Source organism: Phyllobacterium sp. YR620 (assembly GCF_900104165.1).
Lineage (GTDB): Bacteria > Pseudomonadota > Alphaproteobacteria > Rhizobiales > Rhizobiaceae > Phyllobacterium > Phyllobacterium pellucidum.
This window is the reverse complement of record NZ_FNJP01000002.1, coordinates 499,253-525,823: the sequence shown is the minus strand read 5'-3', so window position 1 is coordinate 525,823 and position 26,571 is coordinate 499,253. Positions and strand designations below refer to the sequence as shown.

The window sequence follows — 26,571 nt, the reverse complement described above, 5'->3', positions numbered from 1 at the left end:
GCACCTTCAGAGTGGAATTACCTGAAGGCATGACCGCGTTGGACCCATCGCCTCAAGCATGCGCCATTGGTGACTGGTCCGGAGTATTCAAGTTCCGTGCCAGAATCAGATGAGAGATTTAAGTCATTGATATTTAATGTTTATTTTTCACAAAATGGTGCTATTGCACATTTTTCCATGCGCGCCGATTAAATAATAGGCAAATGTAAGTGGCTGGTTAAATCTCACACCTTTGCATGCACACGAATTAGGCCTTCTTGCGCCGTCGAGGCGATGAGGGTGCCGTCACGGCCATAAAGAGTGCCACGGGTAAGGCCCCGTGCGCCTGATGCGCTAGGGCTGTCTGCCGTATAAAGCAGCCAGTCGCCGAAGTTGCAGGGGCGGTGGAACCACATGGCATGATCAAGGCTCGCTACCTGGAGGTCGCGGTCGAATATCGAGCGCCCATGCGCGTAAAGCGATGTATCGAGCAGGGTCATGTCGGAAAGATAGGCGAGGACGGCTGCCTGCACTGCCCGGTCGGCCGGCACGGGACCCGTCGTCTTTATCCATACGTTTTGCTCCGGCGGCAGTTTCTCGCGCGAGAAATAATGCGTCAGCGACAACGGTTTCAATTCAATGGGACGATCCTGCTCCCAATATCTGCGAATATTTTCAGGTGCATTCTGCAGGTACTGCTGCTTCAGATCCTTGTCGCTGATCAATTGCTCCGGCGGCGTGATATCGAGCGGACGGGGTACCTGATGCTCCAGGCCGCTTTCTTCGATCTGGAAGGAGGCTTCAAGCGAAAAGATTGCATGCCCATGCTGTATTGCGACCACGCGCCTGGTCGTGAAGCTGGAACCATCGCGGATGCGATCGACTTCGTAGATGATGGGTACTTTCGGGTCGCCGGCACGCATGAAATAGCCGTGAAGGGAATGAACATGGCGCGATGAATCGACTGTCCGCTGCGCAGCGACCAGCGCCTGGCCAATGACCTGTCCGCCGAAGACGCGCTGCCAGCCCACCTGCGGACTGCGACCTCGAAACAGGTTGTGTTCAAGCGTCTCAAGGTCGAGTATGGACAAAAGCTCTTTCATGGCTTTGGACATGGACGGTCATCTCCCTACGAGGCGTTTTATCTGACGCTTGCAACAGGAACGGACCGACAAGTCAAGCGTTTGCAGTAGCGGCAAGAGGAGGCAAACATGGCGCAACGAACCACCGATATTATCATAGCCGGTGCAGGCTATGTCGGCCTTGCAACTGCCGTAGCCCTCAAATCTTCTGCCGCTCATCTTGGCGTCACTGTCATTGACGCGGCGCCCAAGGGTGTCTGGCGCAATGATACGCGTGCCTCGGCTATTGCAGCCGCGGCGAGTCGCATGCTCGACCGGCTTGGCTGCTGGGAAGAGATACTTCCAGAGGCACAGCCTATCACCGAGATGATCGTCACCGATTCGCGCACATCTGACCCCGTGCGCCCGGTGTTCCTCACATTCAATGGCGAGGTAGAGCCTGGCGAGCCTTTCGCTCATATGGTGGAAAATCGCATCCTTAATGCGTCATTGCGCAAGAAGGCCGAAGCGCTTGGCGTTACTTTTATCGAAGGAGCGCCAGTCGAAGGATTCGAACATGGCGAGGCATATCTCACCGTCCGCCATTCCGGTGACAAAACCCTCGATTCGAGGCTGTTGATTGCCGCTGACGGGGTCAAGTCGCGGCTGCGCGACATGGCGGGCATCAAGACGGTCAATTGGGAATACGGCCAGTCCGGCATCGTCTGCACCGTTAGCCACGAACGGCCGCACCATGGCCGCGCTGAAGAACATTTCCTGCCCGCCGGTCCATTCGCAATCTTGCCGCTCAAGGGCAACCGTTCGTCTCTGGTCTGGACCGAACGGACCGCGGATGCCGAGCGCCTTATCCAGGAGGATGATTTCCTTTTCGAAGCAGAGCTCGAGCAGCGTTTCGGGCTCAAGCTTGGCGAACTCCGTGTCGAAGGCGGGCGCAAGGCCTTCCCGCTCGGTCTCACCTTGGCGCGCGATTTCGTCAAGCAGCGTTTCGCCCTCACCGGCGATGCGGCGCATGGCATCCACCCGATCGCCGGACAGGGGCTCAACCTCGGTTTCAAGGATGCGGCAGCGCTGGCCGAAACGATTGTCGATGCGGACCGGCTGGGGCTCGACATTGGCTCGGTGGCCGTACTCGAGCGCTACCAGACGTGGCGACGCTTCGACACGGTGCAGATGGGGGTCACCACCGACGTGCTAAACCGGCTGTTCTCGAATGACAATTTGCCGGTGCGCGCCTTGCGCGATTTTGGCCTCGGCCTTGTCGAACGCATGCCACGCCTCAAGGGATTCTTCATTCGGCAGGCTGCCGGCCTGTCCACCTCTGCGCCAAAGCTGTTGCAGGGTCAGGCGATTTAATGAATGTGCGCGGCATAGGCCGCGCACATTCCGGGCAAAAATCAGAGCGGCCGCGGAAAGCGGCGATGAATAGCTTCGATCTCCGTCAGGATCTCCGGCGAGAGCGTTAAGTCCGCCGCACCGATATCAACCTTCAACTGCTCCATCGTCGTCGCGCCAATTATGACCGCGGTCATGAATGGCCGTGTCAGAGCAAAGGCGATGCCGAGCTGCGCCACATCGACACCGTGCTTGTGCGCGAGATCGATATAGGCCCGCACCGCCGGCGCCGAATGCTCATTGTTGCGCCACAGGCCGCCCGGCTGGATCGAGCCGCGGGTTCCGTCAGGAACCTTGCCGTCGAGATACTTGCCGGTGAGAACGCCGGACGCCAGCGAGGAATAGGCGAGCAGGCCAACGTCTTCATGATGGCTGAGTTCGGCAAGGTCGAGATCGAAGGCGCGCTGCAGCAAGCCATATTCGTTCTGCACCGAGGCGACGCGCGGCAGCTCCTCCCGTTCGGAAAGCTTGAGCCACTGGCCAATGCCCCAAGCGGTTTCGTTGGAAAGACCGATGTGCCGGATCTTGCCCTCCTTGACCATATCGTTGAGGCCCTGCAACGCATCCTCGATCTGGATGGGCACCTCGGCCTTGTTCTGGGTGTGCGGGGCATAGTGCCAGCCATTGCCGAAATGATAGTGGCCGCGGGCGGCGTAATGCACTTGATAGAGATCGATGTAATCGGTCTGCAGGCGCCGGAGGCTGCCCTCCACGGCTTCGCGCACCGAACGCCGGCTCGGCTTGGCACCATCGCGGATCCAGCCATTGCCCCCGCCGGAGATCTTCGTGGCGAGGACAAACTTGTCGCGCTTGCCGGTCTTCTTGAACCACGTGCCGATATAGGTCTCGGTCTTGCCATAGGTCGCGGGACTCGCCGGTATGGCGTAGACCTCCGCCGTATCCATGAAATTGATCCCGTTATCGAGCGCATAGTCGATCTGTCGATGTGCGTCTTCTTCGGTGTTCTGCACGCCCCAGGTCATGGTGCCGAGGCAAATTTCCGTGACGTCTATATCCGTCCGGCCAAGCTTTTTCAGTTTCACGGGGTTTTCCTGTTCGGTGTCGTTGATCAGTTGACTTGAAAGCCAAGCCTTTGCCTGAGCTTTCTGACCCGCTGCTTGTAGTGCTGTGTGGGAGGCACGGCCGCAGCGGTCTCTTCCAGCATATCAAGCAATTCGCACTTTTCCACTTCGCTCAATCTTTGATTGATGAAAGGCGTGGTTTTCTCAATCACCGTGACTGTATCGCCGATCTGGTCGCATGCCCATCGTGCATAGATGATCGCTTCATCAACCTGCAGGGAATTTGTGACCTTGAGCAGGGCTTTTCTGACCGGACCGGTATGCCGATCGTCGATCATCTCGTCTTCCGAGACAATAGCTAGAATTATGGTAGCGGCAGCGTGCACCGGGTCGTTGATTGCAGTGAGCGGCGAATTCTCCGCCTGCATCCTGATTTTTCGGCGCCGGAAATGGCCCCTTATCCGCCCGGCCTCATCGGCGATGTCGCTTGCCGCCCTGCCCAGGAACATTAGCCTGTACCACCAGAAAACCCCGCCGCCCAGCAACCCGAGCACAAGCAGAACAATATGCATGATCCAAAAATCCCGCGCAAATTGGCAATCTCTACGTCAAGGCAAGCACTGGGTAAATTAGTCGATGGAATAATGCCGGGCGGTGGTTATGATGGAAACACCGTGCCGTTTGCGCGGAGCGCTTTTCGATATCACTCCAGATCAAATCAGGGAGATACCAATGGACAGACAGGCAACCGCAATCTGGAAGGGAACTCTCACGGAAGGTTCAGGCACACTCGATACACAAAGCGGTGCGCTCAAGAGCCTGCCCTATAATTTTAAGGCGCGTTTTCAGGACGAAAGCGGCACGTCCGGCACCAACCCGGAGGAATTGCTGGCAGCTGCGCATGCCGGGTGCTTTGCAATGCAATTGTCCCATTTCCTCGCCGAGAACGGCACGCCCGCCGAGAACCTCGACGCCAAGGCCAAGGTGACAATCAGCCCTGCGGCCGGCGGCGGCTTCGAGATCACCAAGAGCGCTCTTACCCTCGTCGGAACAGTTCCGGGTATTGATGACGCGACGTTCGCCAAGCTCGCCGCACAGGCCAAGGCGACCTGCCCGCTTTCGAAGGCGCTCGGTGCCATCGAAGTAACGCTGGACGCCAAGCTGGGATAAATCTGAAACCCAAGCAATAAATGAAACGGGCGCTCAAGGCGCCCGTTTCTCTAGGTTCAACGGCAGTAGCCTCAGATCCGGCGTTCCACCATCATCTTCTTGATTTCGGCGATGGCCTTTGCGGGGTTTAGCCCCTTCGGACAAGTCTGCGCGCAATTCATGATCGTGTGGCAGCGATAGAGCCGGAACGGGTCCTCGAGGTTGTCGAGGCGCTCGCCCGTCGCCTCATCGCGGCTGTCGATGAGCCAGCGATAGGCCTGCAGCAGCACGGCCGGTCCAAGATAACGGTCGCCGTTCCACCAATAGCTGGGGCACGATGTCGAGCAGCAGGCACACAAGATGCACTCATAGAGGCCGTCCAGCTTGGCACGGTCCTCGTGGCTCTGCAGCCATTCCTTGGCGGGTTCCGGCGAGACCGTCTTGAGCCAGGGTTCTATCGAACGATGCTGTGCATAGAAGTTGGAAAGATCCGGCACCAGATCCTTCACCACCGGCAGATGCGGCAGCGGATAGATTTTTACCGGTCCCTTGATCTCGTCCATGCCCTTGGTGCAGGCGAGCGTATTGGTGCCATCGATATTCATCGCGCAGGAGCCGCAAATGCCTTCGCGGCAGGAGCGGCGGAGTGTCAGCGTCGGATCGATCTTGTTCTTGATCCACAGCAGTCCGTCGAGGACCATAGGCCCGCAATCGTCGAGATCGACATAATACGTATCGATACGCGGGTTTTCGCCATCATCCGGCGACCAGCGATAGATACGATACTCACGCAGATTGTTGGCGCCCTGCGGCCTGTCCCAGGTCTTGCCCGGACGCATCTGCGAGTTCTTGGGAAGTGCAAGTTCAACCATGATGCCCTAAAGCCTTTCCCTTGCTCAGTAAACGCGCGCCTTAGGCGCGATCTTGGCGAGGCTGATGCCCCCATCCTCTTCCCGGACCAGCGGGTCGAGATGGACCGGGCGGTAGCCGAGCGTGACCTTGCCATCCGGAGCCAGCCAGGCAAGGCTGTGCTTGCGCCAGTTGACGTCATCGCGACTGGGGAAATCCTCGTGCGCGTGGGCACCCCGGCTTTCCTTGCGCGCCTCGGCGGCAACGACGGTCGTCAGGGCATTCGCCATCAGGTTTTCGAGTTCGAGCGTTTCGACGAGATCCGAGTTCCAGATCATCGAACGGTCGGTTACCTTGATATCCGGCAGCTCGCTCCAAATCTTTTCCATGCGTTCCACACCGGACTTCAGCGATTCGGACGTCCGGAAAACGGCAGCATCCTCCTGCATGGTGCGCTGCATCTTCTCGCGCAGTACCGCTGTCGGCGTTCCGCCGCTGGCGTGGCGCAGGCGATCGAACCGATCCATGATCCTGTCGACGGAGGCGCCGTTGATGTCGGGCACCTTGGCATTGCGGTCGATCACCTCGCCGGCGCGGATCGCCGCGGCGCGACCGAAGACGACAAGGTCGATCAGCGAGTTGGAGCCAAGGCGATTGGCACCGTGTACCGAGGCGCAGCCCGCCTCGCCCACTGCCATCAGGCCGGGCTGGATACGGTCGGGATCTGCTGCGGTCGGGTTCAGGGCTTCACCCCAATAATTGGTCGGAATACCGCCCATATTGTAGTGGACCGTCGGCAAGACCGGGATCGGCTCGCGTGTCAGATCAACGCCGGCAAAAATCTTGGCCGATTCCGAAATGCCGGGCAGCCGCTCATGCAGGACGGCCGGATCAAGATGGTCGAGATGCAGGAAGATATGATCCTTGTTCTTGCCGACACCGCGACCCTCGCGGATTTCAAGCGTCATGCAACGCGAAACCACATCGCGTGACGCCAGATCCTTGGCGGATGGAGCATAGCGCTCCATGAACCGCTCGCCTTCGGAATTGACGAGATAGCCGCCCTCGCCGCGCGCGCCCTCGGTGATCAGGCAGCCGGCACCGTAAATGCCGGTCGGATGGAACTGTACGAACTCCATGTCCTGCAGGGGCAGGCCGGCACGTGCCACCATGCCGCCGCCATCGCCGGTGCAGGTGTGAGCGGAGGTTGCGGAGAAATAGGAACGGCCGTAACCACCCGTCGCCATCACCACCATCTTCGCGGCGAAGCGATGGATCGTGCCATCATCGAGATTCCAGGCGACGACGCCGGTAATGGTGCCTTCTGCATCCTGAATGAGATCGAGTGCGAAATATTCGATGAAGAACTGCGCATTGTTGCGCAGGGACTGGCCGTAGAGCGTGTGCAGGATGGCGTGGCCCGTACGGTCAGCTGCGGCGCAGGTGCGCTGCACCGGAGGTCCGTCGCCATAGTTCATCATGTGGCCGCCAAACGGACGCTGATAGATCTTGCCTTCCTCGGTTCGCGAGAACGGCACGCCGTAGTGCTCGAGTTCATAGACCGCCGCCGGCGCTTCCCGCGCCAGATATTCCATGGCATCGGTGTCGCCGAGCCAGTCGGAGCCCTTGACCGTGTCATACATATGCCACTGCCAGGAATCCGGGCCCATATTGCTCAGCGAAGCGGCGATGCCGCCTTGCGCCGCGACCGTATGCGAGCGGGTGGGGAAGACTTTGGTGATGCATGCCGTCTTGAGGCCCTGCTCGGCCATGCCAAGCGTTGCGCGCAAGCCGGCGCCGCCTGCTCCGACCACGACCACGTCGAACTTGTGGTCAACGAATGTGTAGGCCTTGCCGGCCGTATTTTCTGTAGCTGCCATAATGTGGCTCAGCCTCCAAAGCTCAGCTTGAGGATGGCAAAGATGCTGACGACGCCAACCGCCAGGGTGAAGAAGGTGTTGAGCATCAAAAGGACGATCTTCGATCCTTCGCCATGGACGTAATCTTCAATGATCACCTGCATGCCGAGTCGCATGTGATATAGGGCGGAAATGATCACCATCAACAGGACCAATGCCGTCAGCGGATGGGAAAGCGCGGCTTTGGTCTCCGCATAGCTTGCTCCATGCAGGGAAAGGATCAGTCCGATAAAAAACAGAAGCAGGGGCACGTTGGCAACGGCCGTCAGCCGTTGGCGCCAGAAGTGTTCGGTGCCTTCCCTGGCGGAACCCAATCCGCGAACCTTGCCGAGCGGCGTGCGCATGTCGCCCATCGTTCCGCCTCCTTGTTCTAGGCTATTGTGAATGCGGCGATCCAGACGAGGATCGTCAGCGTGACCGAAAGAATGAGCGAAGCCCAGGCCATCTTGGTGGTGGTTTCTTTTTCGAGGCCGCGTCCCGTATCCCAAATCAGGTGGCGGATGCCGCCGATCATGTGATGAAGGAGCGCCCAGGTGTAGCCGAGCAGAACCAGAAGACCGAGCCACGAGCCGTAAATCGCATTGACGAAGTTGAAGTAGTCTTCGCCGATCGCAGCCGCGATCAACCACCAGGCAACCAGCAACGTGCCGACATAAAGCGCCGCACCGGTAACGCGGTGGACGATCGACATGACCATGGTTGGGATTGGCTTGTAGATTTGCAAATGCGGCGACAGGGGCCGGTTTGCATGCATTGATGACTTGCTCATGGCGTTTCCAAATTGAGCGCCTCGCCTCGAATGGCGGGCAGGGCCGAAAGGCTGCGAGAGGCAATTTAGAAGGGTTTTAATCCGGTTTTTGCACTGCGTCAAAGCCCTTTCCGCACCCTCATGCTGCGAAATGGCGCCAATAGCAAGCACTTATGGTTTATTCATAAAATTCAATCGTTTAAACCGGCAAAATGGCTCCGTCACTGATAGGAACGCCATTATTGTTCACTGCAAAAAATACTTGAATGAGTCTCTCTAGTTCATATCCCTGACGCCGTCCCGAAGGCACTGCGCAGCTATTTGGTGGCGACGCAGCCTGTCTCGCGCGCGACGTGTTACACCGCGAAACAACCGTTCGTTGCGAGACAATCTATTGATTGCCAAAGCGTATGATGAAGCTTGTCCAGTCGGCCGGCGCCGCGACTTGCTCGTAGAGCTTGCGACCGTCCTCTGGAATGCGCGGCGCATTGAGCGACAGCTTGGTCCAGCCGCGCTCCTCGGCCTTGTCGGCGAGGACATCGATCAATGCCTTGGCGATGCCTTTGCCGCGGTGATCGTGATGCACGTAGATATGATCGACCTGGCCGGCGCGCATGCCTGAAACCGGCTCCGGCAGATCGTAGAAGATGACAAAGCCCACGAGTTGACCATCGAGGCGCGCACCCGCGATCTCGGCGGCGCGGTCGCGCAACAGGTTTTCGGCGTAATAATCGTCGGGGCGGCGCGGTGCGCCGCGCTTCAATGCTTGCGCGTAGCTGGCGAGCAGGGGCGCGAACTCATGGGCATGACTGAGATGGAGTTGCGAAATGTCGATTGCGTGTTCGTCGGTGGTCTTCTTGGTCATGTCGGCTTCCATCCCTTGGATCGCACCGGTCGAGCCGGTATGTTGGCGCCAAGGATTGGTTGATTTGCCGGGCCCGTCAACCAGCAGCCCGGATGAAAATCGATTTGATTAGCGATGGGCAGATGACAATTGTTAATAAAAGATTAATGCTGCGATCAAGGAAGCTAGCCGATGAGGGATGACAAATGACCTTGATGCAAAGTGTGTTGTTGAAATCGTCAGTTGCATCCGTTGCGCTCGCGCTGTTGCTGGTTCCTCAACTTGCGGCCGCGAACGGCAACAATGCCAGCAACGCCTATGGCGACGAGTACGGCAACGTCGTCCTGCACGAAGAGGGCGGACCAAAGATCATCTTTGTCGGCGCTTCTGCGGCAAAATCCGATACGCTTGGCCGGGACATCCGGCGAGAGGTTCCGGTCTATAAGCGTGGCAAGGGTCCGGCGGTGATCTCGCCTGTCAGCGATCCGCGTGTGGTTGGAACCGTTCCCCCTCCCAATACGGGCTGCGACAGTCCGCTCGTCATCCAGGGACGCGGCTATATGTATGGCCTCGATTGGAACGAAACGCCCGTTATTGCGCACCCCGGCTGCGAGTAGACCTTTCTGCCAAGAATTGATTTGCCTTGACGAAGCGTGGCCTGTAATGGGGCCGCTTCATTGTAGGATCGTTTCCAATGGCTCGCAGTTCCGATGGCGCACTCGTTCTGTTCTCGGGCGGACAGGATTCCGCCACCTGTCTGGCCTGGGCGCTCTCACGCTTCGAGAGGGTTGAGACGGTGGGCTTCGATTACGGCCAGCGCCACCGCGTCGAGCTCGAGGTACGCGGTGCATTCCGCGAAGCGCTGACAACCGCGTTTCCCGCATGGGGCAAACGTTTGGGTGACGACCATCTGCTGAACGCGTCGATGGTCAACGCGCTTGGCGCTACTGCGATGACGGCTGACATTGCCATTGCCATGGCGGAAAACGGCCTTCCCAACACATTCGTGCCGGGCCGCAACCTCCTTTTCTTCACGCTTGCAGGTGCCCTCGCCTATCGCCGCGGCCTGCGCGTCATCATAGGCGGCATGTGCGAGACGGATTATTCCGGCTATCCGGATTGCCGAGATGATACACTGAAGGCGCTGCAAGTCGCCCTTTCCCTCGGCCTCGATCGTCGTATCACCATCGAGACGCCGCTGATGTGGCTCGACAAGGCAGAGACCTTTGCCCTTGCGCAGGAACTTGGCGGCAACCCGCTGCTTGATCTGGTGATCGAGTCCACCCACACCTGCTATCTCGGCGATCGCGCCAACCGCCACAGCTGGGGCTACGGGTGCGGTACCTGCCCCGCTTGCGCTCTGCGCGCCGGTGGCTGGGCGAAATTCAAGGCGGAGGCGGCGTGACATACGCGGTCAAGGAAATCTACCTGACGCTTCAGGGCGAGGGCAATCACACGGGCCGCGCCGCCGTGTTCATGCGGTTTGCCGGGTGCAACTTGTGGTCCGGTCTTGTTCGGGACCGCGCTCAAGCCATCTGCCAGTTCTGCGATACGGACTTCATCGGCGTCGATGGCCCCGGCGGTGGCAAGTTCAAGACCGCGGATGCCTTGGCGGAGGCGGTGGCGGCGAAGTGGCCCGGTGGCGGCAAGCCTTACGTCATCTGCACGGGGGGCGAGCCACTCCTTCAACTCGACGCGACGCTGATCGATGCGTTTCATGCAAGAGGCTTCGAAGTCGGCATCGAGACCAACGGAACGATCGCCGCGCCTGCAGGGCTCGACTGGATATGCGTTTCACCGAAAGGAACCGCCTCGCTGGTCCAGACCCGCGGCAACGAGATCAAACTTGTCTATCCGCAGAAGGAGAGCGAAGTTCACCCCTCGCGCTTTACGACGCTTGCCTTCAGCCATTTCTATCTGCAACCTCTTGACGTTATCGGTGATCCGGCGCAAACCGCCGCGCATGTGGCATCTGCAGCGGCCTATTGCCTCGCCCATCCGCTTTGGCGGCTGAGCACGCAGACACATAAATTGATCGGCTTGCCTTAAAGACAAGCCTTGGCGGGCGCCTGTATTGCGCCAGAGCTGACCGAGGACCAAATGCGAATTTTTATCGACTTCAACTTTGAAGCGGCGCACCATTTGCCGCATTCCTTTCCCGACGGCCACGTGAACCAGCGGCTGCATGGCCACAGTTTCCGCGCGCGGATTACCCTTGATGGACGACCGGACCCGAAGAGCGGACTGATCACGGACCTCGGCGCAGTGAAATCCTGCGCCGACAGCGCCCGCGAAGAGCTCGATCATCGCTATCTCAATGAAGTCCCGGGGCTAGAGCTACCGACACTCGAGACCATTGCCATATGGCTGTGGCGGCGTGTGGAGCCGGATCTGCCCGCGCTCGTTGAGATCGGCATTTATCGCGACAGTTGTGGCGAGGGCTGCGAATATAATGGCGAGCTCGAGACAGGAAAGGCAGCGGCATGAGCCACTATGCAGATGAGGCAACAATGCTCGGCAAGGACGTCAGGATTCCACAGCATCCGGATGAAGCCGTGCTCGATGCCGTCCCCAACCCACAGGCTGGAACGCTATTTCTCGCGCGCTTCACCTGCCCGGAGTTCACGTCGCTCTGCCCGGTTACCGGCCAGCCCGACTTCGGCCATCTGATGATCGATTATGCGCCGGGTGAGTTCCTGCTGGAATCGAAGTCGCTCAAGCTCTTCCTGTTCAGCTTCCGCAACCACGGCGCATTTCACGAAGATTGTACGGTGGGCATCGGCAAGCGCATCGTCGACGCCATCAAGCCGCAATGGCTGCGCATCGGCGGCTACTGGTATCCGCGCGGCGGGATTCCGATCGATGTATTCTGGCAATCGGGGCCGTCACCCGAGGGTCTTTGGCTGCCTGACCAGGGCGTTCAGCCCTATCGCGGGCGGGGCTGAGCTCCAAAGCCCAAAGGCGCTGCCGAGAAAAAGCAGCGCCCTCCCCGGAAGGGGAGGGCAACAGCGATTATTTCCAATCGCGGATGTCGATGAAGTGACCGGCGATCGCCGCCGCTGCGGCCATTGCCGGAGAAACAAGGTGCGTGCGGCCCTTGAAGCCCTGGCGACCCTCGAAATTGCGGTTCGACGTGGAAGCGCAACGTTCGCCCGGCTTCAGGCGGTCGTCATTCATGGCAAGGCACATGGAGCAACCCGGCTCACGCCAATCGAACCCGGCTTCCTTAAAGATCTTGTCGAGACCCTCGGCTTCCGCCTGCTGCTTGACGATGCCGGAGCCCGGAACGATCATGGCATCGACGTGCTCGCTGACCTTGCGGCCTTCAACGACCTTGGCGACGGCGCGCAGATCTTCGATGCGGCCATTGGTGCATGACCCGATGAAGACGCGGTCGAGCCTGATGTCGGTGATCGGCGTTCCGGGCTTCAGGCCCATATAATCGAGCGCGCGCCACTTCGAACTGCGCTTCGTCTCGTCGGCGATGTCGTCCGGATTGGGCACGGTGCCCGTGACGGAGACGACGTCTTCCGGCGAAGAACCCCAGGAAACGATGGGCGGAAGTTCCGCCGCATTGAGCACGACAACCTTGTCGAAATGCGCACCCTCGTCGGTGTGAAGCGTCTTCCAATAGTCGATCGCCATGTCCCAGGCCTGGCCCTTCGGCGCGCGCGGCTTGTCCCTGACATAGGCAAAAGTGGTTTCATCCGGCGCGATGAGTCCGGCGCGGGCTCCGCCTTCGATCGACATGTTGCAGATCGTCATGCGGCCTTCCATGGACAGGTCGCGGATCGCTTCGCCAGCATATTCGATGACATAGCCGGTGCCACCGGCGGTGCCGATCTCGCCGATGATGGCAAGGATAATGTCCTTGGCGGTGACGCCTTGCGGCAGCTTGCCGTCGACGCGCACCAGCATGTTCTTGGCCTTTGACTGGATCAGGGTCTGCGTGGCGAGCACGTGCTCGACCTCGGACGTGCCGATGCCATGGGCGAGTGCCCCAAAGGCGCCATGGGTGGAGGTGTGGCTATCGCCGCAAACGATCGTCATGCCGGGCAGGGTAAAGCCCTGCTCTGGTCCGATGATGTGGACGATGCCTTGGCGAATATCCTTCTCCGAATAATATTCGACGCCGAAATCCGCGGCGTTCTTGGCAAGCGCCTCAACTTGGATGCGGCTTTCTTCGTTCTTGATGCCGTTCACGCGGTCGGGCGAGGTCGGAACATTGTGGTCGACCACGGCAAGCGTCTTTTCCGGATGACGCACCTTGCGCCCGGTCAGGCGAAGACCTTCGAAGGCCTGCGGGCTTGTCACTTCATGGACAAGATGGCGATCAATATAGAGGAGGCATGTGCCGTCTTCCTGCTGATCGACCAGATGGTCATCCCAAATCTTGTCATAAAGTGTGCGTGGCGCAGTCATAGTTCTATCCTCGGCACGGTTTTGTGCTTTTCAATTATTTCGTGGACATATGCACTTGAGGTCCAGTTACGTCAAGAAACAAGCGAGAAAAGTAATATTCCGGCGACAATGCGCCGCTCTTCGCGCAGGTTTAGCGACGGTCGGACCGCCCCAGTCTTCGTTCGATCCATCGCAATGCGAGGGACAGGCTGATAGTCAGGAGAAGATAGATATAGGCAACGACTGAATAGGTTTCAAAAAAGCGGAATGAACCGGAGGCATAGACTTTTCCCATCTGCGTGACGTCGACCACGCCGAGCACCGAGACCAGCGACGAATCCTTCACCATCGAGATAAAATCATTGCCGTAAGGTGGCAGGATCGTGCGGATGGCCTGTGGCATGACGATCAGCCGGAAGCGCTGCAACCGTGTGAGACCGAGCGCCTTGGCTGCCTCTATCTGTCCCTTGTCGACCGCCTGGATGCCTGCCCGGAATATCTCGGCAAGAAACGCTGCATAGGCGAGCATCAAGGCGATGATCGCGCGCCAAAGCAACGAAAAATCCCGCACCAGGGCCGGTTCGATCAGGCCAGCGCCTTGCAACGGTTGAGAAAGAAAGTTCCACAGCGCAACCAGCGCCGGAGCGCCGACAAAGGCGATATAGAAAAGCAGCACGAGAAGCGGCACGCCGCGCACGACTTCGACGTAGAAGCGCGCAGCTTGCCTTATTGCGATATGGTCCGAGAGGCTCATGACCGCGAGCGCGAGACCGAGCACGGAAGCGAGGCAAAATGCGAGAAGCGACACCCAGACCGTAATCCAGATGCCTTGCGAAACGGTCGCGAAGACTTGCCCGTAGATCGGGCTGACGAGAATGGCGATGCCTAGCGCGATGGCAATCGTTCCGGCAACAACCAACCACCATGGGAAGTCCGGCTTCGATGCGCGCGACGGTCTGGCGCTTGTCACTGCCCGAGCTTGTAGTCGAGGAACCATTTCTTGTTGAGCGCTTCGAACGTGCCGTCGGCCTTGAGCGCCGCAATTGCCGCATCGACGGGCGCCTTCAGGTCCGACCCCTTGGGAAATATGAAGCCGAAATCCTCGGCACCAAGTGGCCCGCCGATGAGCTTCAGCTTGCCGCCAGACGCATCGACATAACCTTTGCCCGCCGTGCTGTCGGTCAGGACGAGATCGACATCACCCGTCTTCAACGCTTCGATTGTCGCGCCGAATGTCTCGAAGAGCTTGATGCGCGGATTCTGCTCATTGCCGTCAAGCACGTTATAGACGGCGACGTAGAAGTTGGTCGTCCCCGGCTGCGATCCGACCAGCGTGTCCTTGACCTCGGCAAAGCTCTTCGGATCGGTGAAGCGTTTCTCGTCGCTGCGCACGAGCATGAATTGCTCGGATCGCATATAGGGTTCTGAGAAGTCGATCTTCTGCTTGCGCTCGTCATTGATTGTGATGCCATCCATGCCGATCTGGTACTGGTTGTCGGATACAGCCTGGATCATCGCGTCCCAACTCGTATTGAGATATTCGACCTGGAAGTTGAGTCGCTTGGCGATCTCGTTCATGGCGTCATATTCCCAACCAATCGGCTTGCCGGTCTTGGGATCGACGAACTGCAGAGGCGGGTAGGCGTTCTCGGTAACGACGGCAATCTTCTTGCCGCCAAGGTCAGGCAGGTCTGCTGCAAAAGCGGAAAACGGCAGCGCGGCGAGCATAAGCCCGGCTATCAATACGGATCGCAACATTATCTCAGCCCCTCGTTCGTCTGAAGCGAAACAGATTTCACCTTGGCGTTGAGCCGTCAATCCCGCAAAGGTCGCAATCCTACTGTCAGTTGTGAACGGGGACAAAATTACTCCGAAAATGAAAAAGGCGGCCCGAAGACCGCCTTGTTCAAATCCATGGAGCCTGCGCTTATTCGGCAGCCGGTGCCTTGGCGACAGTAGCTTCCGAAACGGTCTCGGCAGTGCCGGTAGCCGGAACCGCGGTCTTGCCCTTGCGATTGTCCTTCTTCTCGGCAATGCGGGCAGCCTTACCAGTCAGGCCGCGCAGGTAGTAGAGCTTGGCGCGGCGAACCTTGCCGCGGCGAACGAGCTCGACGCCCTCGACCAACGGGGAATAGATCGGGAAAACGCGCTCGACGCCTTCGCCGTAGGAAATCTTGCGAACCGTAAAGTTCTCGTTGAGGCCAGCGCCGCTGCGGGCGATGCATACGCCTTCATAGGCCTGGACGCGGGTGCGCGTACCTTCGGTAACGCGTACGTTGACGCGGACCGTGTCGCCCGGCTTGAAATCCGGAAGGGTGCGCTTGGCTTCGATCTTTGCCTTCTGCTCTGCGTCGAGCTGACGAATAATATCCATCGTCTTCATCCTTTACGTTCTTCTCGAACAGTCAGAGCGCTCGGCACTTGGCACGCAGCACATTTGGCCGCGTTTCTATGCCTCAAGGGAGGCAGGAGCGAATTCACCATTCATTGATTAATGGACCCGGATTTTTCCGGAGTTGGCGGGCAGATACACCATTAAAGCCGGTTTGTCACCTCCGTGCGTCAATCTTTTTGCCCAGCTATCGCTTCGTCCGTTTGCCGTGGGCATCCCAGAGGTCTTGCCGCCGCTCTCGCGTCAAACGCTCGGCTTCGGCACGCCGCCACTTCTCGATCGCCCCATGGTTGCCGGAAAGGAGAACATCGGGAATACGCCTCCCCTCCCATTCTTGCGGCTTGGTATAATGCGGATGCTCAAGCAATCCCGTCTCGAAACTTTCAGTCTCACCTGACAGCGCATTGCCCATCACCCCGGGCAAAAGCCTTACGACCGCATCGAGAACGACGATCGCAGCGGTTTCGCCGCCGGAAAGAATGTAGTCGCCGATCGAGACCTCCTCGAACTGCCGCGCTTCGATCAGTCTCTCGTCGACGCCCTCGAAGCGCCCGCACAGGATAATGGCACCCGGGCCGTCGGCAAGCTGGCGCACACGCTCTTGCGTGAGCGGCTTGCCGCGCGGGCTCATGAAAAGTTTGGGCCTGCCATCGGCCACGTGATCGACCGCGCGCCCGAGGACATCAGGCTTCATGACCATGCCTGCGCCGCCGCCCGCCGGTGTATCGTCGACCATGCGGTGCTTGTCGGTGGCAAAATCGCGAATTTGCACCGTTTCGAGCGACCAGGCTCCCTCGTTCAGCGCTTTGCCGGCAAGCGAGATGCCGAGCGGGCCCGGAAACATTTCGGGATAAAGCGTCAGGACCGTGGCGCGGAACCCCTCACTGCTCATGGCTTGGTGTTTCCCCCGGATTCTCCCCCGAGTTGCCGCCGCCGCTCTTCTGCCTCGTCGGCGTCGGGAATAAGACCGGCGGCCACGGGATCGATGACGACATGTCCCGCCTTCACGTCCACGCTCGGCACGGCTGCCTGCGTGAACGGAATAAGCATGGGTCGCTTGCCGTGCATGGTCAGTTCGAGGAGATCGCCGCCGCCGAAATCGAACATGGCGGACACCTTGCCGAACGTGTTGCCATCGGCGTCTACAGCCTCAAGTCCAATCAGGTCGGAATGATAATACTCGTCTTCATCAAGGTCCTGCGGCAATTGCGAACGGTCGATGAACAGCGTCGTGCCGTTAAGCGCTTCCGCCATGTTGCGGTCGTTCACGCCGCGAAAGCGCACGACGACAACGGTTTTCGCCGGACGGATATCGAGAACTTCGAAAGGCCGGCCAGTTTCATCGTAAAGCATGCCGTAATCGCCAAGCGCCATGGGATCGCCGGTGAATGTTTTCACCCTGAGTTCGCCTCGCGTGCCGTGTGCCGCGCCGATCACTGCCAATTGCACCGGATCTTTCAACTTTGCCATGACGTTCCGTACTGAAGTTTCGAGTTTTTGGATTAACCTTTCTACGGCGAAACGCCAAGCAAAACCAGAAACGAACCGGAAAGGACTCCTGTGGCACTGTCGCGGCGATGGTTCAAAGGAGCGATGCAATGGGCGCAGTATCGAAGCCGGCCGAGTTTCTTGTGTCCGCACGGTCAGATCTTGTGGATGCCCGTGAGAACTGGCTGAAATCATTGAAGAACACGCGCCGGCTCGCGGCTAATACGCTCGATGCCTATGAGCGTGATACGCGCCAGTTCTTTCAGTTCCTCACGGGACATCTTGGCGAGCCGCCGGCGCTGAAGGATGTTGCGACGTTGCGGATTGTCGATCTCCGTTCCTTCCTTGCAAGGCGGCGCAATGATGGCGCAGGCGCCCGCACGCTCGGGCGCGGCCTCGCCGGCATACGCTCGTTTCTGCGCTTTTTGGAAAAGCAGGGCATGGCCAATGCCGCCGCATCCATCGCCATCCGTTCGCCCCGCCAGCCAAAATCCCTGCCAAAGCCGCTGACCATGATCGATGCACGGCGCGTCGTTGAAAAGGGCGAACAGCTAAACGAAGAACCCTGGATTGCTGCGCGCAACGCCGCAGTACTGACGCTGCTTTATGGATGCGGCCTGCGCATCTCGGAAGCGCTTGGCCTCGACGGCGGGGCACTCACCGATCCCGACGCGCGTTCCATTCCTATCAGCGGCAAGGGCGGCAAGACCCGCATGGTGCCATTGCTACCCGTCGTGCATCGCGCTGTCGCAGAGTATCGCAAGCTCTGCCCCTATGACCTTGCGGAAGGAACGCCGCTTTTCCGGGGCGCGCGCGGGGGCGAGCTTCATCCCGCGATCATTCAGCGCGACATGCAGAAAATGCGCAGTGCGCTTGGGCTGCCTGATACGGCGACCCCGCACGCACTTCGCCACTCCTTTGCGACGCATCTTCTCGGGCGCGGCGGTGATCTGCGCACCATTCAGGAGCTCCTCGGCCACGCCAGCCTTTCGACGACGCAGGTCTATACCGGTGTCGACAGCGAGCGGCTCCTGGAAATTTACGAAAAGGCGCATCCGCGCGCTTGAAATGTCGGGGCAATTCATATTCGAGACAATTTGCAGGTAGAGATTAACACTTTCTCGGCAGGCCCATTGGTAAAAGTCCGGCATGGATAATCAGGATATTTCCGTCATATTCGACCGTATAGCAGATTGCCTGCTCCAGCTGCTGGTGGCACTGAGCTGGCTCTTGCTCGCATCGTTCTTCGTCGTCGCCCTTGGCGCGGCGCGCGTCCATGCGGACGATTTAAGCTGTGGGGGCCACGATATTATCGCTGCAATGGCGAAATCAGAGCCCGCCAAGCTTGAAACATTGCAAAAGCAGGCCGCTGCAACTGAGAACGGTACGGGGCTCCTATGGAAGATTGAAAAGCCCGGCATCAAGCCGTCCTATCTTTTCGGAACCATGCATCTTACCGATCCGCGCGTGCTCAAACTGTCGGACGCAACGCAGGCTGCCTATCAGGGCGCCGATACGGTCGTCATCGAAACCGATGAAGTGCTCGATCCCAAGGCGCAATTTAAAGTTCTCGCCGAGACACCTGAACTGATGATGTTCACGGATGCAACCACGCTCGACAAGCTCATTCCGAAGGACAAGGTCGATGCCGTCAAGGCGGCGCTTCAGCAGCGCGGCCTGACACTTGCCGCGGTCAACCGCATGCAGCCCTGGATGCTGACCAGCATGCTCGCCATGCCGGCTTGCGAGCTCGCCCGCACCAAGGACGGAACCGCCTTTCTCGACATCAAGCTGGCGCGGGATGCGCAGGCGGCAGGCAAAAAGGTTGCGGGGCTCGAGACGATAAAGGACCAGCTCGGCGCCATGGCTTCGCTACCGATGCAGTTCCATATCGATGGTCTCATGGAAACGCTCGCTCTCGGTCCACGACTGAACGACATCTTCGAGACGATGACCGTCCTCTACACGAAGGGCGAAATCGGCATGATATTCCCGCTAATGCGCTCCGTCTCGCCCGATGGCATCGAAAGCGGCAGCAGCTACGCCGCCTTTGAGGAAACGATGGTCAATGCCCGCAACCGGGTCATGGCTGATCGGGCTTCTCCGATAATAGATCAGGGTAATGCCTTTATCGCCGTGGGCGCCCTCCACCTTCCGGGCAAGGATGGGCTCGTTTCGTTGCTGCGAAACAAGGGCTATCAGGTGAGCGCGGAGTAACCGCGATCGCTCGAGCATGTGTGCATCGCAGCATAAGCAGGCGGCTTTTTGGAACTTATTTGAAAAGCAGCCGTTTTCCTTCCATTGGACGCCCTGAAACGTCATGGAGGACACGAAATGACCTATGATCCGAACCTGCAGCAACGGCCCATAGAAACCGAACCTTTGAACCCGAGAGCGACAGCGAAGTCGGGCTCAGGCGGCTTTCTTATCGCGGGTATTCTGATCGCTGCACTGATCGTTGGCGGCTATTTCTATCTGAACAGCGGTAGCAACGAGATGACCGCACCGGCACCGACTGCGCCCGCTACAACGACAGCTCCGGAACCGGCGAAGCCTGAACCGAACGCGATGGCTCCGGCAACGACAGCACCGGCACCTGCCGAAACTGCTCCGGCCCCGACGACCACGCCGGCACCGGCTGCTCCGGCACCTGCCCAGTAAGTTTTGGTACTACAATGAATGCAAAAAGGCCCGGATATCCGGGCCTTTTTTGTAACCTTTGGAACGCACCATCACATGTGAATAGCTTTGGCGAAGGTCGCAAGCGCGGCTTCTCGAACTGCCTCGGACATGGTCGGGTGAGCATGTGTGGTCCGTGCCAGATCTTCCGAAGAACCGCCGAATTCCATGAGCACGGTCGCTTCGTGGATCATCTCTCCGGCGCCATAGCCGAGGATGTGCACGCCGAGAACCTTGTCACTGGCCTTGTCGGCCAAAATCTTGACGAAACCGTCGGTGTGGAGCATGGCGCGGGCGCGTCCGTTGGCGGTGAACGGGAACTTTCCGACCTTGTAGTCGATGCCAGCCGCCTTCAATTCTTCCTCGGTCTTGCCCACCGACGCGACTTCCGGTTGGGTATAGACGACACTCGGGATCGCGTCATAATTCACATGGCCGGCCTGCCCTGCAAGGATTTCAGCAACAGCAATACCTTCGTCCTCGGCCTTGTGCGCCAGCATCGGTCCGGCAACGACATCGCCGATCGCGTAGATGCCCGCAACGTTGGTCTGCCAATGATCATTGATCGAGACGCGCCCGCGCTCGGTGGCAATTCCGGCCTCTTCCAGACCGAGCGCGTCGGTATAGGGCCGGCGCCCAGTAGAAACGAGGACCGCATCGGCGTCCAACGTCTGGGGCTCGCCGCCTTTTACCGGTTCGAAGGTAACTTTCGCTCTCGTCCCGGCTTTCTCGACGCCGGTGACCTTGGCGCCCATCTTGAACTCGATTCCCTGCTTTTCGAGCATGCGCTGGAACTGCTTGGACACTTCACCGTCCATCGGCCCGAGAATCTTGTCCAGATACTCGACGACAGTCACCTTCGATCCGAGACGGCTCCAAACCGATCCGAGTTCGAGCCCGATGACGCCGCCCCCGACAACGATCAGGCTTTCGGGGACCTTCTGAAATTCGAGCGCACCGGTCGATGAAACAATAACCTTTTCGTCGAACTCGACATTTACACCCGGAATGCCCGCGACATCCGAGCCGGTGGCTATCACGATGTTCTTCGTCTCGATCTCCTGGACCGTGCCGTCGTCAGCGGTCACCGAAACTTTGCCGGCGCCCACGATCTTGCCCGTACCAATGAAGGCATCGATCTTGTTCTTCTTGAACAGGAACGCGACGCCGTTGACGTTGGCCTCCACCGTCGCATCCTTGTGCGCCAACATGGCCGGCAAGTTCAGCTTCAGCGTGCCAACATCGACGCCGAGGGTGGCATGGGAATGTCCGGCCTCGTGAAACACCTCGGATGCATGCAGCAGAGCCTTTGAGGGGATGCAGCCGATATTCAGGCAGGTGCCGCCAAAGGTGGCGCGCTTCTCGACCACCGCGGTCTTCAGGCCGAGCTGCGCAGCCTTGATCGCGCAGACATAGCCACCCGGACCCGTTCCGATGACGACGACATCATATGCCATAACTCAATCCTTCTCTTGTGACGCTGTGCGCGATCTGCCCGGCGCGATTACTGCTCGGGCACGCATTCTTTGAAACGAAAAACTTCCCAGGGAAAAGCTTCGACAGGCTTGTCGAGCTTGAAATTGTAGCGGGTCATGGCGCTGGTAAGGTCCGGCAGCAGCAAAGCCTGCGCCGCAGGTTCCTTGGCCTTGGGCAGGAGATCCGCGTCGGCCCCCTCGGTCAGCGCATAGATGACACCCTGCCATACGGTGCAGGCATCAAGCTCCTCACCGGTCTTCGCGGGCGGACATTTATAGGAGATAGTCCCATTCGGCCGGGCAACTTCTTCGGTCCAGGCAACGACGCCATCAAGCCGAAGGTCGGTTTCGTTCAACTGGAGCGAAAACTCGTTGGAGGCATCCTCCGCATCATCGGGAACGCGCTTGAAGGTCAGCGTATAGTCGTCGCCCTTGTCGGTATAGACGGCACGATCCTGCGTGCATGCGGCAAAGGCCGGCGTTGCGAGCAGCGGCATGCTTGCTGCAAGAACAGCGGCGAGATGCAGACAGCGGAGACGCTTCCGGGACCCCATCAGTTCTGGCTCGCCTGCTGGTTTGCGAGCTTGATGCCCAGCCCGATGAACACCAATCCAGTTGCGTGATTGAGTTCGTAAATATAGTGCGACATGCTCATTCTCCGGCCGCAGGACCGCCCACTGACGATCCTGCTTGGTTGAATATTGGCACTAAAGGTCGAGTACGAGACGCTCCGGATCCTCGAGCGTATCCTTGACACGGACAAGGAACGTGACCGCCTCCTTGCCATCGACGATGCGATGATCGTAGCTCAAGGCGAGATACATCATCGGACGGATGACGATCTGGCCGCCGACGACGACCGGGCGCTCCTGGATTTTATGCATGCCCAGAATGCCGGACTGCGGGGCATTGAGGATCGGCGAGGACATCAGCGAACCATAGACGCCACCGTTCGAAATCGTGAAGGTGCCGCCCTGCATGTCGGCCATCGACAGCGCGCCATCGCGGGCGGCCTTGCCGAGGCGGCCGATTTCTTTTTCGATCTCGGCGATCGACATCTGGTCGGCGTTGCGCACAACTGGAACAACGAGACCCTTGTCTGTGCCGACGGCGACGCCGACATGGGCGAAGTTCTTGTAGATGATGTCGTTGCCGTCGATCTCGGCGTTGACCGCCGGGATCTCCTTCAGCGCATGGGTTACCGCCTTGGTGAAGAAACCCATGAAGCCAAGCTTCACGCCATGCTTCTTCTCGAACAGTTCCTTATAGCGATTGCGAAGTTCCATCACCGCCGACATGTCCACCTCGTTATAGGTGGTCAGCATGGCAGCGCTATTCTGCGCATCCTTCAGGCGCTTGGCGATGGTCTGGCGCAGGCGGGTCATCTTCACCCGCTCTTCGCGCGAGGCATCGTCGGCCGGAGAAGCGGGGCGCACAACGGCCTTTGGCGCTTCGGATGCCGGCTGCTGCGCCGGGACACCCTTGGCGACGATGTCGAGCACATCACCTTTCAGCACCTGGCCGCGCTTGCCTGAGCCTTCGACCTGCGAAACCGAAACGCCTTTTTCAGCCAGCAGCTTCGAGGCGGCCGGAGATGCCGGCATTTCACTTGGACGGCGTTCGGCAATCGGCGGCTCCCCGGCAACTTCGGCGGTCTTGGCTGCTGCCTCTGCGGTGGAGGCGGCAGCACCGGCGCCGGATGCCTGGGCGACAGCCGCGGGCTTCGGCTCTTCCTTCTTGGCAGCAGCGGCGGCGGCAGTTGCGCCATCGGCAGCGCCAATCGTGCCGAGCAGCGCGCCGACTTCGACCGTATCACCTTCCTTGGCGGCGATTTCGGCCAGAGCACCGGCAGCGGATGCCGGCACTTCGATCGTCACCTTGTCGGTCTCGAGTTCCACCAAAGGTTCGTCAACGGCAATCGCGTCGCCGACTTTCTTGAACCATTTGCCAATGGTTGCTTCGGTAACGGATTCGCCCAGCGTAGGGACGCGGATTTCGGTAGCCATGTGTTCGCTCTTCCGTTGATAAGTCAGTTGCTTAGGAACCCAAAGCATCTTCAAGGAATGCTTCGAGCTGTGCAAGGTGTTTGGACATGAGGCCCGTTGCCGTCGATGCGGCGGCGGGACGGCCCGTATAGCGCACGCGCTGATGCTTGGCGTCGATATGTGCAAGGACCCATTCGAGATAGGGATCGATGAATGCCCAGGCACCCATGTTTTTCGGTTCTTCCTGGCACCACACCATTTCGGCGTTGCGGAAACGCGAAAGCTCGGTGATGAGGGCCTTGGCCGGGAACGGGTAGAGCTGTTCGACGCGCAGGAGGTAAACATCGTCGATACCACGCTTTTCGCGCTCTTCGTAAAGGTCGTAATAGACCTTGCCCGAGCACAGGACGACGCGGCGGATCTTCGAGTCCTTCTGCAACTTGATCGGCTGATCCTTGAGAAGCTGCGCATCATCCCAAAGCAGGCGATGGAACGAGGATTCGCCGGTGAAATCGCCGATTGAAGAAACGGCCCGCTTATGGCGGAGCAGCGACTTCGGAGTCATCAGGATCAGCGGCTTGCGGAAGTCACGCTTCATCTGACGGCGCAGGATATGGAAATAGTTAGCCGGCGTCGTACAGTTCGCAACTTGCATATTGTCTTCCGCGCAAAGCTGCAAATAGCGCTCGAGACGAGCCGACGAATGCTCCGGACCCTGGCCTTCATAACCGTGCGGCAGCAGACAGACGAGCCCGGACATGCGCAGCCACTTGCGTTCGCCCGACGATATGAACTGGTCGAAGACGACCTGCGCGCCGTTGGCAAAGTCACCGAACTGCGCTTCCCACAAGGTCAGCGCGCGTGGATCCGACAGCGAGTAGCCGTACTCGAAACCAAGCACTGCCTCTTCGGAAAGCATTGAGTTGATGACTTCGTAAAGAGCCTGGCCCTTCTGCAGATTGTTGAGCGGAATATAGCGTTGTTCGGTATCCTGATCGTAAAGCACTGAATGACGCTGGCTGAACGTGCCGCGCTCGACATCCTGGCCGGAGAGGCGCACCGGGTGCCCTTCCGTGACGAGGGACCCGAATGCCAAAGCTTCAGCCGTCGCCCAGTCGAAACCTTCGCCGGTTTCGATCATCTTGGCGCGGTTGTCCTGGAAGCGCTGGATCGTGCGGTGGACATTGAGACCGGCCGGAACTTCCGCCAACTTCTTGCCGATTTCCTTCAGCGTCTTGACCGGAATGCTGGTCTTGCCGCGCCGTTGTTCATCGGCATTGTCCGCCGTCCGCAGGCCGCTCCAGGCGCCATCGAGCCAATCTGCCTTGTTGGGCTTGTAGGCCTGGCCGGATTCGAACTCTTGCTCCAGCGTTTCGCGCCAGGTGGCACGGATCTTCTCCAGGTCGGCCTCAGTGATCAGGCCTTCCTCGATGAGCTTTGCGGCGTAGAGCTGGACAGTCGTTTTCTGGCTGCGGATCTTCTTGTACATGATCGGCTGCGTGAACGCCGGTTCGTCACCTTCGTTGTGACCGAAACGGCGGTAGCAGAACATGTCGATCACCACCGGCTTATGGAAGGTCATGCGATATTCAGTGGCGATCTTGGCAACGTAGACGACCGCCTCCGGATCATCGCCGTTGACGTGGAAGATCGGTGCCTCGATCATCTTCGCAACGTCCGACGGATAGGGCGACGAACGCGAAAAGCGCGGATTGGTGGTAAAGCCGATCTGGTTGTTGATGATGAAATGCACGGTACCGGCAACGCGGTGTCCGCGCAGACCGGAAAGGCCGAGGCATTCCGCAACAACGCCTTGGCCAGCGAAGGCCGCATCGCCGTGGAGCAGCAGCGGCATCACCTTGGAGCGTTCGGAGAGTGGGACAACCTCATCGCGTTCGCGTCCGGCAAGGATATCCTGCTTGGCGCGCGCCTTGCCCATGACGACCGGATTGACGATCTCGAGATGCGACGGGTTCGCCGTCAATGACAGGTGCACCTTGTTGCCGTCGAACTCACGGTCGGAGGAAGCGCCGAGATGGTACTTCACATCGCCCGAACCTTCGACGTCGTCGGGTGTATAGGAGCCGCCCTTGAACTCGTGGAAAATGGCGCGGTGCGGCTTGCCCATGAACTGGCTGAGCACGTTGAGGCGGCCGCGGTGGGCCATGCCGAGGACGATTTCTTTGAGACCCATCGAACCGCCGCGCTTGACGATCTGCTCCAGCGCCGGAATGAGCGCTTCGCCGCCGTCGAGACCGAAACGCTTCGTGCCCTTGTACTTTACGTCGATGAATTGTTCGAAACCTTCCGCCTCGACGAGCTTGGAAAGGATAGCCTTCTTGCCTTCATTGGTGAAGGCAACGCCCTTGTCCGGGCCCTCGATGCGTTCCTGAATCCATGCCTTCTCGACAGGATCAGAAATGTGCATGAATTCGACGCCGATCGTCGAGCAATAGGTGCGCTTGAGGATATCGAGCATCTGCGGGATCGTCGCGTATTCGAGACCCAGCACATTGTCGATAAAGATCTTGCGGTCGTAGTCGGCAGGCGAGAAGCCGTAGCTCTCCGGCGAAAGCTCGTTGTAATCTTCCTTGACCTCGGCGAGGCCGAGCGGATCGAGCTTGGCATGGAGATGGCCGCGCATGCGGTAAGCGCGGATCATCATGATGGCGCGGACGGAATCACGCGCGGCGTGGATGATGTCGCTGTCCGAGGCCGTCAGAACGGGAGCAGCAACGCCATTGGCTACGGCACCGTTGGCGGACTTCGCCTTCAGCTTATCGGCTATGTGCTTTTCAACTTCGCCCCAATTGCCGTCGAGCGCCGAGACGAGTTCGCCATTGCTGGCGATAGGCCAATTCGGTTTTTCCCAGGACGCGCCCTTGGCGTTCTTGATGACGTCGTCCTTGGCATCGTCGAGATTGGCGAAAAATTCCTGCCACTCGGATCCGACCGATGCCGGGTCCTTTTCGTACTGGGCATGCAGCTCCTCGATATAATGCGCATTGCCGCCATAGAGGAACGAGGTAAGTGCGAAGATGTCGTTGGCCTGTTCTTGACGTGCCATATGTGTGACCGGAGTACCGACTCCGTCTCCCTTTGTGCGAGCTCACCGGGCCTTCTGAGCCGGAAACGCTCTGAGTTGAGGCTCATATGGCCCCGGGGAT

The 26,571-nt window shown here is 59.2% G+C and carries 28 protein-coding genes; 10 read left to right on the top strand and 18 right to left on the bottom strand.

Going from position 1 to position 26,571, the window contains the following annotated elements; all coding sequences use genetic code 11:
- Positions 1 to 224: 224 nt before the first annotated feature.
- Entirely contained in the window at positions 225 to 1,094 is an 870-nt protein-coding gene (gene tesB / locus BLR72_RS09335; RefSeq protein WP_091947640.1) for an acyl-CoA thioesterase II, read from the bottom strand.
- Positions 1,095 to 1,190: 96 nt separating this feature from the next.
- Between tesB and BLR72_RS09330 the strand changes: the two genes are divergently transcribed.
- On the top strand, positions 1,191 to 2,414 hold the full coding sequence (locus BLR72_RS09330; protein WP_091947637.1) for a ubiquinone biosynthesis hydroxylase: 1,224 nt from the start codon (positions 1,191 to 1,193) through the stop codon (positions 2,412 to 2,414).
- A gap of 41 nt (positions 2,415 to 2,455) precedes the next feature.
- Here BLR72_RS09330 and BLR72_RS09325 read toward each other — a convergent pair whose 3' ends face one another.
- Both BLR72_RS09325 and BLR72_RS09320 read right to left on the bottom strand, forming a co-directional pair.
- Positions 2,456 to 3,496 (bottom strand): aldo/keto reductase, encoded by a 1,041-nt coding sequence (locus BLR72_RS09325; RefSeq protein ID WP_091947634.1) that lies wholly within the window; start codon positions 3,494 to 3,496, stop codon positions 2,456 to 2,458.
- 26 nt (positions 3,497 to 3,522) lie between these two features.
- On the bottom strand, positions 3,523 to 4,047 hold the full coding sequence (locus tag BLR72_RS09320) for a hypothetical protein (protein ID WP_091947632.1): 525 nt from the start codon (positions 4,045 to 4,047) through the stop codon (positions 3,523 to 3,525).
- Positions 4,048 to 4,207: 160 nt separating this feature from the next.
- Between BLR72_RS09320 and BLR72_RS09315 the strand changes: the two genes are divergently transcribed.
- Positions 4,208 to 4,645 carry an OsmC family protein gene (locus BLR72_RS09315; protein ID WP_027231011.1) on the top strand — a complete coding sequence of 146 codons (438 nt, stop codon included), beginning with the start codon at positions 4,208 to 4,210 and terminating at the stop codon, positions 4,643 to 4,645.
- A gap of 71 nt (positions 4,646 to 4,716) precedes the next feature.
- Here the strand turns inward: BLR72_RS09315 and BLR72_RS09310 are convergent, their stop codons facing one another.
- The 5 genes from BLR72_RS09310 to BLR72_RS09290 form a co-directional block, all read right to left on the bottom strand.
- Entirely contained in the window at positions 4,717 to 5,496 is a 780-nt protein-coding gene (locus BLR72_RS09310) for a succinate dehydrogenase iron-sulfur subunit (RefSeq protein WP_091920854.1), read from the bottom strand.
- Positions 5,497 to 5,520: 24 nt separating this feature from the next.
- Positions 5,521 to 7,353, bottom strand: coding sequence for a succinate dehydrogenase flavoprotein subunit (sdhA, locus tag BLR72_RS09305; protein ID WP_091947629.1), 1,833 nt, complete (start codon positions 7,351 to 7,353; stop codon positions 5,521 to 5,523).
- 8 nt (positions 7,354 to 7,361) lie between these two features.
- Positions 7,362 to 7,745 (bottom strand): succinate dehydrogenase, hydrophobic membrane anchor protein, encoded by a 384-nt coding sequence (sdhD, locus tag BLR72_RS09300; protein ID WP_091947627.1) that lies wholly within the window; start codon positions 7,743 to 7,745, stop codon positions 7,362 to 7,364.
- A 17-nt stretch (positions 7,746 to 7,762) separates the two neighbouring features.
- Positions 7,763 to 8,161: a succinate dehydrogenase, cytochrome b556 subunit gene (gene sdhC, locus BLR72_RS09295; protein WP_091947624.1), complete on the bottom strand. Its 399-nt coding sequence runs from the start codon at positions 8,159 to 8,161 to the stop codon at positions 7,763 to 7,765.
- A 370-nt stretch (positions 8,162 to 8,531) separates the two neighbouring features.
- Complete coding sequence (locus tag BLR72_RS09290) at positions 8,532 to 9,005, bottom strand: GNAT family N-acetyltransferase (RefSeq protein ID WP_027231006.1); 474 nt, start codon at positions 9,003 to 9,005, stop codon at positions 8,532 to 8,534.
- Positions 9,006 to 9,190: 185 nt separating this feature from the next.
- Between BLR72_RS09290 and BLR72_RS09285 the strand changes: the two genes are divergently transcribed.
- From BLR72_RS09285 to queF, 5 genes are all read left to right on the top strand, one after another.
- Positions 9,191 to 9,601, top strand: coding sequence for a hypothetical protein (locus BLR72_RS09285; RefSeq protein WP_091947621.1), 411 nt, complete (start codon positions 9,191 to 9,193; stop codon positions 9,599 to 9,601).
- A 77-nt stretch (positions 9,602 to 9,678) separates the two neighbouring features.
- Positions 9,679 to 10,389, top strand: a complete 711-nt coding sequence (queC, locus tag BLR72_RS09280; RefSeq protein ID WP_091920848.1) for a 7-cyano-7-deazaguanine synthase QueC — start codon at positions 9,679 to 9,681, stop codon at positions 10,387 to 10,389.
- Positions 10,386 to 11,033: a 7-carboxy-7-deazaguanine synthase gene (gene queE, locus BLR72_RS09275; RefSeq protein WP_091947618.1), complete on the top strand. Its 648-nt coding sequence runs from the start codon at positions 10,386 to 10,388 to the stop codon at positions 11,031 to 11,033. Before queC ends, queE begins: the two co-directional genes overlap by 4 nt.
- A 51-nt stretch (positions 11,034 to 11,084) precedes the next feature.
- Positions 11,085 to 11,471, top strand: coding sequence for a 6-pyruvoyl trahydropterin synthase family protein (locus BLR72_RS09270; protein WP_091947615.1), 387 nt, complete (start codon positions 11,085 to 11,087; stop codon positions 11,469 to 11,471).
- Positions 11,468 to 11,929, top strand: a complete 462-nt coding sequence (gene queF, locus BLR72_RS09265; RefSeq protein WP_091947612.1) for a preQ(1) synthase — start codon at positions 11,468 to 11,470, stop codon at positions 11,927 to 11,929. Before BLR72_RS09270 ends, queF begins: the two co-directional genes overlap by 4 nt.
- Positions 11,930 to 11,996: 67 nt before the next feature.
- Here queF and leuC read toward each other — a convergent pair whose 3' ends face one another.
- The 6 genes from leuC to rimM form a co-directional block, all read right to left on the bottom strand.
- Positions 11,997 to 13,406, bottom strand: a complete 1,410-nt coding sequence (gene leuC / locus BLR72_RS09260; protein WP_091947609.1) for a 3-isopropylmalate dehydratase large subunit — start codon at positions 13,404 to 13,406, stop codon at positions 11,997 to 11,999.
- 130 nt (positions 13,407 to 13,536) lie between these two features.
- Entirely contained in the window at positions 13,537 to 14,355 is an 819-nt protein-coding gene (locus tag BLR72_RS09255) for an amino acid ABC transporter permease (protein WP_027231000.1), read from the bottom strand.
- Positions 14,352 to 15,143 carry a transporter substrate-binding domain-containing protein gene (locus tag BLR72_RS09250; protein ID WP_091947606.1) on the bottom strand — a complete coding sequence of 264 codons (792 nt, stop codon included), beginning with the start codon at positions 15,141 to 15,143 and terminating at the stop codon, positions 14,352 to 14,354. Before BLR72_RS09250 ends, BLR72_RS09255 begins: the two co-directional genes overlap by 4 nt.
- Before the next feature lie 169 nt (positions 15,144 to 15,312).
- Positions 15,313 to 15,759, bottom strand: a complete 447-nt coding sequence (gene rplS / locus BLR72_RS09245; protein WP_027230999.1) for a 50S ribosomal protein L19 — start codon at positions 15,757 to 15,759, stop codon at positions 15,313 to 15,315.
- Between the two features lie 205 nt (positions 15,760 to 15,964).
- Entirely contained in the window at positions 15,965 to 16,669 is a 705-nt protein-coding gene (gene trmD / locus BLR72_RS09240) for a tRNA (guanosine(37)-N1)-methyltransferase TrmD (protein ID WP_091947604.1), read from the bottom strand.
- Complete coding sequence (gene rimM / locus BLR72_RS09235; protein ID WP_091947601.1) at positions 16,666 to 17,247, bottom strand: ribosome maturation factor RimM; 582 nt, start codon at positions 17,245 to 17,247, stop codon at positions 16,666 to 16,668. Before rimM ends, trmD begins: the two co-directional genes overlap by 4 nt.
- Before the next feature lie 128 nt (positions 17,248 to 17,375).
- Here rimM and BLR72_RS09230 point away from each other — a divergent pair, with 128 nt between their 5' ends.
- The 3 genes from BLR72_RS09230 to BLR72_RS09220 all read left to right on the top strand — a co-directional run bounded on the left by BLR72_RS09230 (position 17,376) and on the right by BLR72_RS09220 (position 19,926).
- Positions 17,376 to 18,332, top strand: coding sequence for a tyrosine recombinase XerC (locus BLR72_RS09230; protein ID WP_091947597.1), 957 nt, complete (start codon positions 17,376 to 17,378; stop codon positions 18,330 to 18,332).
- 82 nt (positions 18,333 to 18,414) lie between these two features.
- Positions 18,415 to 19,482 (top strand): TraB/GumN family protein, encoded by a 1,068-nt coding sequence (locus BLR72_RS09225; protein ID WP_091947594.1) that lies wholly within the window; start codon positions 18,415 to 18,417, stop codon positions 19,480 to 19,482.
- A 117-nt stretch (positions 19,483 to 19,599) separates the two neighbouring features.
- Complete coding sequence (locus BLR72_RS09220) at positions 19,600 to 19,926, top strand: hypothetical protein (RefSeq protein ID WP_175492319.1); 327 nt, start codon at positions 19,600 to 19,602, stop codon at positions 19,924 to 19,926.
- 71 nt (positions 19,927 to 19,997) lie between these two features.
- Here BLR72_RS09220 and lpdA read toward each other — a convergent pair whose 3' ends face one another.
- The 4 genes from lpdA to BLR72_RS09200 all read right to left on the bottom strand — a co-directional run bounded on the left by lpdA (position 19,998) and on the right by BLR72_RS09200 (position 26,471).
- A complete protein-coding gene (lpdA, locus tag BLR72_RS09215) occupies positions 19,998 to 21,401 on the bottom strand; it encodes a dihydrolipoyl dehydrogenase (RefSeq protein WP_091947591.1) in 1,404 nt (467 codons plus the stop codon).
- A gap of 47 nt (positions 21,402 to 21,448) precedes the next feature.
- The gene (locus BLR72_RS09210; RefSeq protein ID WP_091947588.1) at positions 21,449 to 21,973 is read right to left on the bottom strand and encodes a hypothetical protein; all 525 of its coding nucleotides are present in this window, start codon (positions 21,971 to 21,973) and stop codon (positions 21,449 to 21,451) included.
- Positions 21,974 to 22,126: 153 nt separating this feature from the next.
- Positions 22,127 to 23,425, bottom strand: coding sequence for a 2-oxoglutarate dehydrogenase complex dihydrolipoyllysine-residue succinyltransferase (gene odhB, locus BLR72_RS09205; protein WP_091947585.1), 1,299 nt, complete (start codon positions 23,423 to 23,425; stop codon positions 22,127 to 22,129).
- 31 nt (positions 23,426 to 23,456) lie between these two features.
- Entirely contained in the window at positions 23,457 to 26,471 is a 3,015-nt protein-coding gene (locus BLR72_RS09200) for a 2-oxoglutarate dehydrogenase E1 component (RefSeq protein ID WP_091947582.1), read from the bottom strand.
- Between the last annotated feature and the right edge of the window lie 100 nt (positions 26,472 to 26,571).

What these genes read in the sequence shown, in the direction of transcription:
- BLR72_RS09320 (WP_091947632.1), bottom strand. Translation starts at nt 4,047, where the DNA reads ATGCATATTGTTCTGCTTGTGCTCGGGTTGCTGGGCGGCGGGGTTTTC.
- BLR72_RS09250 (WP_091947606.1), bottom strand. Translation starts at nt 15,143, where the DNA reads ATGTTGCGATCCGTATTGATAGCCGGGCTTATGCTCGCCGCGCTGCCG.
- sdhA (WP_091947629.1), bottom strand. Translation starts at nt 7,353, where the DNA reads ATGGCAGCTACAGAAAATACGGCCGGCAAGGCCTACACATTCGTTGAC.
- BLR72_RS09330 (WP_091947637.1), top strand. Translation starts at nt 1,191, where the DNA reads ATGGCGCAACGAACCACCGATATTATCATAGCCGGTGCAGGCTATGTC.
- tesB (WP_091947640.1), bottom strand. Translation starts at nt 1,094, where the DNA reads ATGTCCAAAGCCATGAAAGAGCTTTTGTCCATACTCGACCTTGAGACG.
- BLR72_RS09210 (WP_091947588.1), bottom strand. Translation starts at nt 21,973, where the DNA reads ATGGGGTCCCGGAAGCGTCTCCGCTGTCTGCATCTCGCCGCTGTTCTT.
- rimM (WP_091947601.1), bottom strand. Translation starts at nt 17,247, where the DNA reads ATGGCAAAGTTGAAAGATCCGGTGCAATTGGCAGTGATCGGCGCGGCA.
- BLR72_RS09225 (WP_091947594.1), top strand. Translation starts at nt 18,415, where the DNA reads ATGGATAATCAGGATATTTCCGTCATATTCGACCGTATAGCAGATTGC.
- sdhD (WP_091947627.1), bottom strand. Translation starts at nt 7,745, where the DNA reads ATGGGCGACATGCGCACGCCGCTCGGCAAGGTTCGCGGATTGGGTTCC.
- odhB (WP_091947585.1), bottom strand. Translation starts at nt 23,425, where the DNA reads ATGGCTACCGAAATCCGCGTCCCTACGCTGGGCGAATCCGTTACCGAA.
- BLR72_RS09285 (WP_091947621.1), top strand. Translation starts at nt 9,191, where the DNA reads ATGACCTTGATGCAAAGTGTGTTGTTGAAATCGTCAGTTGCATCCGTT.
- BLR72_RS09200 (WP_091947582.1), bottom strand. Translation starts at nt 26,471, where the DNA reads ATGGCACGTCAAGAACAGGCCAACGACATCTTCGCACTTACCTCGTTC.
- BLR72_RS09310 (WP_091920854.1), bottom strand. Translation starts at nt 5,496, where the DNA reads ATGGTTGAACTTGCACTTCCCAAGAACTCGCAGATGCGTCCGGGCAAG.
- BLR72_RS09220 (WP_175492319.1), top strand. Translation starts at nt 19,600, where the DNA reads ATGACCTATGATCCGAACCTGCAGCAACGGCCCATAGAAACCGAACCT.
- trmD (WP_091947604.1), bottom strand. Translation starts at nt 16,669, where the DNA reads ATGAGCAGTGAGGGGTTCCGCGCCACGGTCCTGACGCTTTATCCCGAA.
- rplS (WP_027230999.1), bottom strand. Translation starts at nt 15,759, where the DNA reads ATGGATATTATTCGTCAGCTCGACGCAGAGCAGAAGGCAAAGATCGAA.
- leuC (WP_091947609.1), bottom strand. Translation starts at nt 13,406, where the DNA reads ATGACTGCGCCACGCACACTTTATGACAAGATTTGGGATGACCATCTG.
- BLR72_RS09230 (WP_091947597.1), top strand. Translation starts at nt 17,376, where the DNA reads ATGGGCGCAGTATCGAAGCCGGCCGAGTTTCTTGTGTCCGCACGGTCA.
- sdhC (WP_091947624.1), bottom strand. Translation starts at nt 8,161, where the DNA reads ATGAGCAAGTCATCAATGCATGCAAACCGGCCCCTGTCGCCGCATTTG.
- BLR72_RS09290 (WP_027231006.1), bottom strand. Translation starts at nt 9,005, where the DNA reads ATGACCAAGAAGACCACCGACGAACACGCAATCGACATTTCGCAACTC.
- queC (WP_091920848.1), top strand. Translation starts at nt 9,679, where the DNA reads ATGGCTCGCAGTTCCGATGGCGCACTCGTTCTGTTCTCGGGCGGACAG.
- BLR72_RS09315 (WP_027231011.1), top strand. Translation starts at nt 4,208, where the DNA reads ATGGACAGACAGGCAACCGCAATCTGGAAGGGAACTCTCACGGAAGGT.
- BLR72_RS09270 (WP_091947615.1), top strand. Translation starts at nt 11,085, where the DNA reads ATGCGAATTTTTATCGACTTCAACTTTGAAGCGGCGCACCATTTGCCG.
- lpdA (WP_091947591.1), bottom strand. Translation starts at nt 21,401, where the DNA reads ATGGCATATGATGTCGTCGTCATCGGAACGGGTCCGGGTGGCTATGTC.
- queF (WP_091947612.1), top strand. Translation starts at nt 11,468, where the DNA reads ATGAGCCACTATGCAGATGAGGCAACAATGCTCGGCAAGGACGTCAGG.